At 59.8% G+C, this 7,980-nt stretch carries 6 protein-coding genes and 1 rRNA gene; 1 reads left to right on the forward strand and 6 read right to left on the reverse strand.

Annotated features, from left to right (window positions below):
• Positions 1-17: 17 nt before the first annotated feature.
• From PSJE_RS25025 to PSJE_RS25040, 4 genes are all read right to left on the reverse strand, one after another.
• Complete coding sequence (locus PSJE_RS25025) at positions 18-1,397, reverse strand: MFS transporter (protein ID WP_090456977.1); 1,380 nt, start codon at positions 1,395-1,397, stop codon at positions 18-20.
• A gap of 218 nt (positions 1,398-1,615) precedes the next feature.
• Positions 1,616-2,557 (reverse strand): 2-hydroxyacid dehydrogenase, encoded by a 942-nt coding sequence (locus PSJE_RS25030; RefSeq protein ID WP_191622268.1) that lies wholly within the window; start codon positions 2,555-2,557, stop codon positions 1,616-1,618.
• Positions 2,554-3,309: a class II aldolase/adducin family protein gene (locus PSJE_RS25035; RefSeq protein ID WP_090456979.1), complete on the reverse strand. Its 756-nt coding sequence runs from the start codon at positions 3,307-3,309 to the stop codon at positions 2,554-2,556. The genes PSJE_RS25030 and PSJE_RS25035 overlap by 4 nt, the downstream gene beginning before the upstream one ends.
• Positions 3,306-4,607 (reverse strand): MFS transporter, encoded by a 1,302-nt coding sequence (locus PSJE_RS25040; protein WP_090456981.1) that lies wholly within the window; start codon positions 4,605-4,607, stop codon positions 3,306-3,308. The genes PSJE_RS25035 and PSJE_RS25040 overlap by 4 nt, the downstream gene beginning before the upstream one ends.
• A 155-nt stretch (positions 4,608-4,762) precedes the next feature.
• Here PSJE_RS25040 and PSJE_RS25045 point away from each other — a divergent pair, with 155 nt between their 5' ends.
• A complete protein-coding gene (locus PSJE_RS25045) occupies positions 4,763-5,722 on the forward strand; it encodes a LysR family transcriptional regulator (RefSeq protein ID WP_057713890.1) in 960 nt (319 codons plus the stop codon).
• Positions 5,723-5,734: 12 nt separating this feature from the next.
• Here the strand turns inward: PSJE_RS25045 and mrdA are convergent, their stop codons facing one another.
• A complete protein-coding gene (gene mrdA / locus PSJE_RS25050) occupies positions 5,735-7,627 on the reverse strand; it encodes a penicillin-binding protein 2 (RefSeq protein WP_090456983.1) in 1,893 nt (630 codons plus the stop codon).
• A 278-nt stretch (positions 7,628-7,905) separates the two neighbouring features.
• Positions 7,906-7,980: ribosomal RNA gene (gene rrf, locus PSJE_RS32320) — 5S ribosomal RNA — on the reverse strand; the annotation flags it as partial.

Here is a 7,980-nt window from a genome sequence, read left to right on the forward strand (position 1 = left end):
TTGTAGAGCTCCAGATGTCAGGCCGTAGCCGATTTGAAGGGTTTACCGGGGGCCGGATCGTCTGTGGGGACAACGCCGGGGATCTCGCTGATGTCCTTCTTGAAGGTCTCGGTCAACAGCAACAGGGCCACCAGGGACATCAACGCCGCACCGATCATGTACCAGGCCACCGACGAACCTTTGCCCGTCGCGGCCAGCAATGCCGTGGTGACGATGGGCGTCGCCGCGCTGCCGAGCAGGCCGGACAACATGTAGCTGATGGACAAACCGGAATAACGCACCCGGGTGCCGAACAGCTCGGCGAGGAAGGTCGCGATCGGCCCGTAGTTGGCGGCGAACGCGGTCATCAACAACAGATAACCGAACACCACCATCGACAGCTCCTTGGTGTCCATCAGCCAGAACATCGGGAACGCCACCAGCGCTTCGGCGATGATGCCGCCGACAATGATCGGTTTGCGTCCGAATCGGTCCGAAAGCGCACCGAACACCGGCAACATGACAATGCACCAGGCGCAGGACAGCAGCACCACACCGAGCATCACGCTGCGGCTGAAGCCGAGGTTCTGTGTGCCATAGGTCAAGCCGAACGCCACGATAATGTTGAACGAAGCGCCCGTGGACATGGTGGCAATACCCCCCAGCAGCACTTGCTTCCAGTATTTGCGGAATACTTCCGCCAACGGCATTTTCACTTGCACTTCGGCTTCCTTGACCTTGTTGAAAGCCGGGGTTTCCGAGATGTTCAGGCGGATATACAAACCGACGGCGATCAGCAACACGCTGGCAAGGAACGGAATACGCCACCCCCAGGCCAACAGATCCTCCGGGGACAGCCACGCCGCGATCAACAGGAATGCCAGGTTGGCAATCATGGTCCCGGCCGGCACGCCGATCTGCACCCAGGAGCCGTACAAGCCACGCTTGTTGGCCGGCGCATGCTCCACCGCCATCAGCACCGCCCCGCCCCATTCCCCCCCCAATGCCAGGCCTTGCACGACCCGCAGCAGCAACAACAGGATCGGCGCCCAGATACCGATGGTTGCAAAGTCAGGCAACAAGCCGATGGCGAAGGTGGCCGCGCCCATGGTCAGCAGCGAGATCAACAGCATCGACTTACGCCCCAGGCGATCACCGAAATGCCCGAACAACGCCGCGCCGACAATCCGTGCCAGATACGCCGAAGCGAAGGTGCCGAAAGCCAGTAGCGTTCCGATCAGCGGCACGAAATCCGGGAAGAACACTTTGTTGAACACCAGCGCTGAAGCCGTGGCAAACACGAACAAGTCGTACCACTCAACGGTGGTGCCGATCACACTGGCCACCGCGACTTTTTTCATGCTGATTGCAACTTCCGGTGGTGCGCCGGACTTTTCTGCGGACGATAGATCGCTCATCACTGTCTCCAGGAATTCATCAGAACTCGTTATTTAATTGTTTTGACTGGCAGTAAAACGGTTGAGGCGAAGGTTGTTGTTATGACTTACGGGAAGCTGGTCCCTGTAGGAGCGAGCCTGCTCGCGATGAACTCAAGAACACCGCGTTTAACCGGCAAACACGCGAAATCGTTAACGACCATCGCGAGCGGGCTCGCTCCTACAGGGGGTGTGTTAGTTCAATATCCCAATACTCGGTCGGCACAGTTGAGTAACGGCTCGCCGGCATTCAATCGACGAAAGTTCTCTGCCACTTGTTCGGCAATACAGTCATGGGAAGCCGCCGAAGCCATGTGCGGGGTGATGGTGACACCGGGCATTGTCCAGAGCCGGTGATCGACCGGCAGCGGTTCCTGCTCGAACACATCCAGCAAGGCGCCGCGCAAATGCCCGCTCGCCAGGGCCTGTTCGAGATCGTCGATGTTCAAATGCCCACCCCGGCCACAGTTGATCAGTGCCGCGCCGCTGGCAAGCTGTTCGAAAGTGGCTCGTCCGAGAATCCCGCGGGTTTCGCTGGTGAGTGGCAACAGGTTGATCAGCAACTCGACGCCGTCGAGAAAAGGATGCAACGCATCACCCCCGGCGAACGTGCGCACACCGGGCAAGTCCTTGCTGCGCCGCGCCCAGCCGCGCACGTCGTAACCGGCTGCGACCAGATCCAGAGCAATCGCGCTGCCCAGCGATCCGAGCCCCATCACACCGACCTTGAACTGCCCCGCCGCCCGTTGCAGCGGCCGCTCCCAGCGTTGCTCCCGCTGGTGCGACAACACCTGATCGAAACCGCGGTGATAGTGGATCACCGCCCAGCGCACGTACTCGGTCATCCCCTGGCGATGGCCCGGGTCGACCACACGGCAAACCGGCAGGTCCGGGCACGACGGATCGTGATCGAGGTGATCGATACCGGCGGCCACCGAGTGAATCACCTGCAGGTTCGGCAATGCGCCGAGACTGCCCGGCAAGGGAAACCAGCACGCCGCCATCTGTGCATTGGCGGCCCGGGAATCGTCGGCCAGCACGGCGGTGAGCTGCGGCGCACTGCGGGCAAACGCCGCCTGCAATTGCTTGAGCAGCAAGGTATCGCGGGACAGCAGAACCACTGTGTTGATGACGGCGTTCATGACAAATATGACTCGCGCTGGGATTCGATCAACGTCAGGGCGGCCTCCCAGGCCAGGTCGATGATGTTGTCCTGCTCATCACGGTCGAACTGCTCGGCGGTGTGCGCGCAGACTTCCGGCGACGGGTAATGCAGTGCCGAACCACCGGCCAGCGCCTGCACCTGGGCCTGACAGGCCCGCTCCAGGAAGTGGATTTCCTGGAACGCCTGGGCCACGCCCGATCCACCCACCAGTAAACCGTGGTTGCGCAGGATCATCGCCCGGTGCGGACCGAGGTCGGCAATCAAGCGCTCGCGCTCATCCAGCGACAGCGCGATGCCCTCATAGGTGTGATAGGCCAGCTTGCCGTAGAACTTCAGCGCATGCTGACTGATCGGCAGTAGGCCCTGCTTCTGCGCCGCGACCGCCATGCCGGCCGCCGTGTGGGTATGGATCACACAGTTCAGGTCCGGACGCGCCATGTGGATCGCCGAGTGAATCACGAAGCCGGCAGCGTTGACCCGATGGCCCGCGCACTCCGGGTCGACCACCCGCCCTTCCTGATCGATGCGCACCAGGTCCGAGGCGCGCATGCGGTCGAAGATCACCCCGTAGCGGTTGATCAGGAAGTGATGCTCAGGCCCCGGAATCCGCAGGGTGATATGGGTGTCGATCAGGTCGGTCATGCGAAAGTGCGCGACCAGTCGATACAGCGCAGCCAGTTCGCAACGGGCTTGCCATTCAACCGGGTCGATGTGTGCAGGTTTACTCACGAATACACCTCTTTAGCAGCGTGGGTGACGACCGGGTTGGCGCGCAGGCGGGCCAGGCCGCAAACACCGATCAGGGACAGGGCCGAGAGCAAGGTGAAAAACACCGCCAGCGGCAACCATTGTCCGGAAAACTTGCTGGCCAGCAGGGTGCCGATCAGCGGCGTGGTGCCGCCGGCCACGGCGCAAGCCAATTGGTACGCGATGGAAATGCCTGAGTAGCGCAGGTGCACCGGGAAGGCCTGGGTCATGTAGCCGGCGATCACCGCGTACAGCGCCGAGAGAATCACCACCGCCAGGGCAATGCCGGCAGTCATGAACACAATGTTCTGCGTGCCTACCAGCAGGAACATCGGGTATGGCGTGAGCATGCAAAGCAACGCGACCCATTTGAGAAAACAACCTTCACCGATACGTTCGGCGATCAGCGCCGAGAGCGGTTGTGAGAGCAACTGGATGACGGTCACCAGAAACAGGCAATCGAGAATCGTCGATCGGGCAATGCCCTGATACTGGGTGACATAAGTGATCATGAAGGTGTTGGTGAAGAAGAACCCGGCCGAGCCGATGGTCACGGCAGCGGCGGCGAACAGGATCTGCCGCCAGCAGGTACGGATCACGTCCATCACCGGGTATTTGGCGGTCTCGTTGTTGTCCTTGGCCTTGGCGAATTCCGGCGACTCGTGAACGCCGGAACGGATCAACAGCCCGACCATCATCAATACGCCGCTGGCGAGGAACGGCAAGCGCCAACCCCAGGCGAGGAAATCCTCTGGCTCAAGGGACGTCACCAGACGGAAAGCGATCAGTGCCAGCAACAAACCGGCGGGACTGCCGAGCTGGGCGAACGATGCGTAGAACGTCTTGCGCTTGGCCGGCGCGTGTTCGCTCGCCATCAACACCGCCCCACCCCACTCACCACCGACCGAAATGCCCTGAATGACACGCAGCACGATCAGACCAATGGGTGCCCAGATGCCGGCACTGGCGTAGCTCGGCAACAGGCCAATACCCGCCGTGGCGACGCCCATCAAGGCCATGGTCACCAACAGCATTTTCTTGCGCCCGAGACGATCGCCCAGATGACCGAACACCATCCCGGCCATGGGACGGGCAATGAAGCCGACCGCGAAACTGCCGAACGCCGCCAGGGTACTCATGACCGGGTCGCTGCTGGGGAAGAACACTTGCCCAAGGACCAGCGCCGCCGCGGTGGCGTAGATGTAAAAGTCGTAGAACTCGATGGTCGTGCCAATGAAGGCAGCGGCCGCGGCTCGGCGCGGTTGGGGAGTAGTGTGCATGCAAGGACCCTGTGTACTTATAGTTTTTGGGCAGGTGTTAAGGCTGATGACGGTTGCGCTCTGTGGCGCTTGTGGGCTTTATCGCTTCCATGCCAGGATTAGTCAATTTTCAATTCCTTATCTTTACTATTAGCACCGCTACTGCATGAGGTTTTATGCCTTCCAATTCCAACCCGTGGGTCGGGCGTCGCTTTCTCAATGACCGCCTCGACTGGAACCTGCTGCGCACCTATCTGGTCATCGGCCAGGAAGGCAGCATGAGCCGCGCCGCCGCGCGACTGCACATCACCCAGTCGGCCGTCAGCCAGGCGCTGAAACGACTGGAAGAACAACTGGAATGCGTGTTGATTGCCCGCAGCGGACGACGCTTTGATCTGACGGAAACCGGGGAAGAAGTCCTGCGCATAGCGGCGGATATCTACGGAGATATTTCACGCCTGGGGACGGTAGTGGAGAGTCGCCACGACGACGTGGTGGGCAAGATCCGCATCCTCACCGTCAGCGGTGTGCAGGCTCGGCATTACGATGACTTCCTCGCTGATTTCCATGAAACCCATCCGAAAATCGAGCTGGAAGTCGAGGTGATGGGCAGCTCGAACATCATCAGTTCGCTGCTGCAAAAAACTGCGACAGTCGGCGTTGGCCTGTGCCGCTTGCCACAGCCACGACTGGAACAACGGGTACTGTTTCGCGAGACCTATGCTTACTTTTGTGGCCAACGTCACCGGCTGTTCGGGCAACAGAATCTGACCCTGGAACAACTGGCGGCGGAAAACTTCGTCAGCTTCACCAGCGATCAACTCGGCGGCAATCTTTCACCCCTGACGCTGTTCCGCGACCAGCAAGGCTTCACCGGCAAGATCGTCGCCTCCTCTACCAGTTTCGAAGAAATTTACCGCTTGATCTGCGCGGGTTACGGCATCGGCGCCTTGCCCACCCATCTGGTGCGCCGGGATGTCGAGCAAGGTCTGCTCTGGCGCTTGCCGCCGGAAGACGGGGTGGTGGATTTCGATATTCAGTTGTTGTGGAATCGCGAACAGAAGATGAGCCAGGCCGAAACGGTGTTCCTCGAGAGCTTCCAGCACATGCTCAGCATCCGTGAGCCTGTGCTGTGAAGCCATGAAGGTTCAGACGTGAGGTTCGCCCGGTGCCTTGCTCGGCACTGCGTACTGCGGCTTGAGGTGCCCGTCCTGATCAAGTAGCCAGGCGTCCATGATCTCCCGCACGACCGGTCCGGCGACACGGCCACCCGCCTCGCCGTTTTCGATCATCACCGAAATCACGATTTTCGGGTGCTCGGCCGGGGCAAAACCGACGAACAAGGCATTGTCGCGGTTACGCTCGCGGGTTTTCTCCCGGTTGTAACGCTCACCCTGCTTGATCGCCACCACTTGCGCGGTACCACTCTTGCCGGCGATACGGTACTGCGCGCCCGCGGCTGCGGCCCGGGCAATCCCGCGGGCATCGTGCATCACCATCTGCATGCCATGATTGACCTGCTCCCAGTCGCGAGGATCCTTGAGCAGAATGTTCGGCATCGGATGCTCATCCACCGGCGCGACACCGTCCACGGTTTTGGCCAGGTGCGGGCGATTCCACACGCCTTTGTTGGCAATCAGCGCCGTCGCCTGGGCCAACTGCAGTGGCGTGACCTGCATGTAGCCCTGGCCGATACCGAGAATCACCGTCTCGCCCGGAAACCAGGCCTGACGACGGGTGGCGCGTTTCCAGGCTTGGGATGGCATCAGGCCGGCGGACTCTTCATTCATGTCCAGGGAGACTTTCTCACCCAGTCCGAACATGGCCATGTAGTCGTGCAGACGATCGATACCGAGCTTGTGTGCCAGGTCATAGAAGTAGGTGTCGTTGGAACGCATGATCGCCGCATCCATATCCACCCAGCCGTCGCCGCTGTGGTTCCAGTTGCGGTATTTGTGATCGAAATCCGGCAGCTGGTAATAACCGGGGTCGAACACACGGGTCTGTGGCGTGACGACACCGGCATCGAGGCCGGCGATTGCCATTTCCGGCTTGATGGTCGAACCCGGCGCATAGAGACCGCGCAGCACACGGTTGAACAGCGGTCGGTCGATAGAGTCCCGTAGCGTGGAGTACTCCTTGGAACTGATACCGGTGACGAACAGATTCGGATCGAAACTCGGGTTGCTGACCATGGCCAACACTTCACCGGTCGAGGGATCCAGTGCGACCACCGAGCCACGGCGATCGCCCAAGGCTTGCTCGGCGGCTTCCTGAAGCTTGACGTCGAGGCTCAGGACAATGTTTTCGCCTGGCACCGGGTCAGTGTGCTTGAGCACTCGCAGCACGCGGCCCTGGGCATTGGTTTCGACTTCCTCATAACCGACATGGCCGTGCAGTTGCTTCTCGTAGAATTTTTCAATCCCGGTCTTGCCGATGGATTGGGTGCCTCGATACTCCACGGTATCCAGAGCCTTTGACTCTTTCTCGTTGATACGTCCGACGTAACCGACCGAATGGGCGAAGTGCTCGCCCAATGGATAGTGCCGAACGAACTGCGGCTCGACATCGAGGCCCGGCAAGCGGAACTCGTTGACGGCGAGTACGGCAATTTGCTCTTCGCTCAGTTCATAGAACAACGTCACAGGTACGAAGGGGTGACGTGCCTGCTTCATCGCCTTGTCGAACTGCGAGCGGTCTTCAGCGGGCAAATGCAGGAGATTGACTACCTCGTCCAGCTCTTCGTTTACATCGGTAGCACGTTCGCGGGTGATGGTCAGGTTGTAGCTGGGACGGTTATCCGCGAGGAGTACGCCGTTGCGGTCGTAGATCAACCCGCGAGTCGGTGTAATTGGCAGGACATGTACGCGATTGTTTTCGGAGATGGTCGAGTGATAGTCGAACTCGACTACCTGCAGGACATACAGGCGCACTACCAGCGCACAGGTGACAGCGGCAACGAACAAGCCGCAGGCCATCAGCCTTTTATTGACCAGGCGTGTCTCTTTCTCGCGGTCCTTGATGGGTATCGGTTCGGGCATTTCTACAGCAACTCTTTGAAAAGAATGCCGATCCGTGGGCGCAAACTCAGTCCATTAAAAATGAGCTGCACCTTAGCAAAAGCGCGGAGTCAGGTTTATGTGATTTTTTTTACAATGACCTTGTAGGAGCGAGCTCGCTCGCGATGGACGCCAACGATGACGCGGGAAACCTGACGCCCCGCAGCGCTCTCGGGTTTTTCGCGAGTGGGCTCGCTCCTACATTGCGGACAAAAACAAAACCCCTACCTGCATACGCAGATAGGGGTTTCGGAATTTAATCTTGACGATGACCTACTCTCACATGGGGAAACCCCACACTACCATCGGCGATGCATCGTTTCACTGCTGAGTTC

The organism is Pseudomonas jessenii, assembly GCF_002236115.1.
GTDB classification, from domain to species: domain Bacteria; phylum Pseudomonadota; class Gammaproteobacteria; order Pseudomonadales; family Pseudomonadaceae; genus Aquipseudomonas; species Aquipseudomonas jessenii.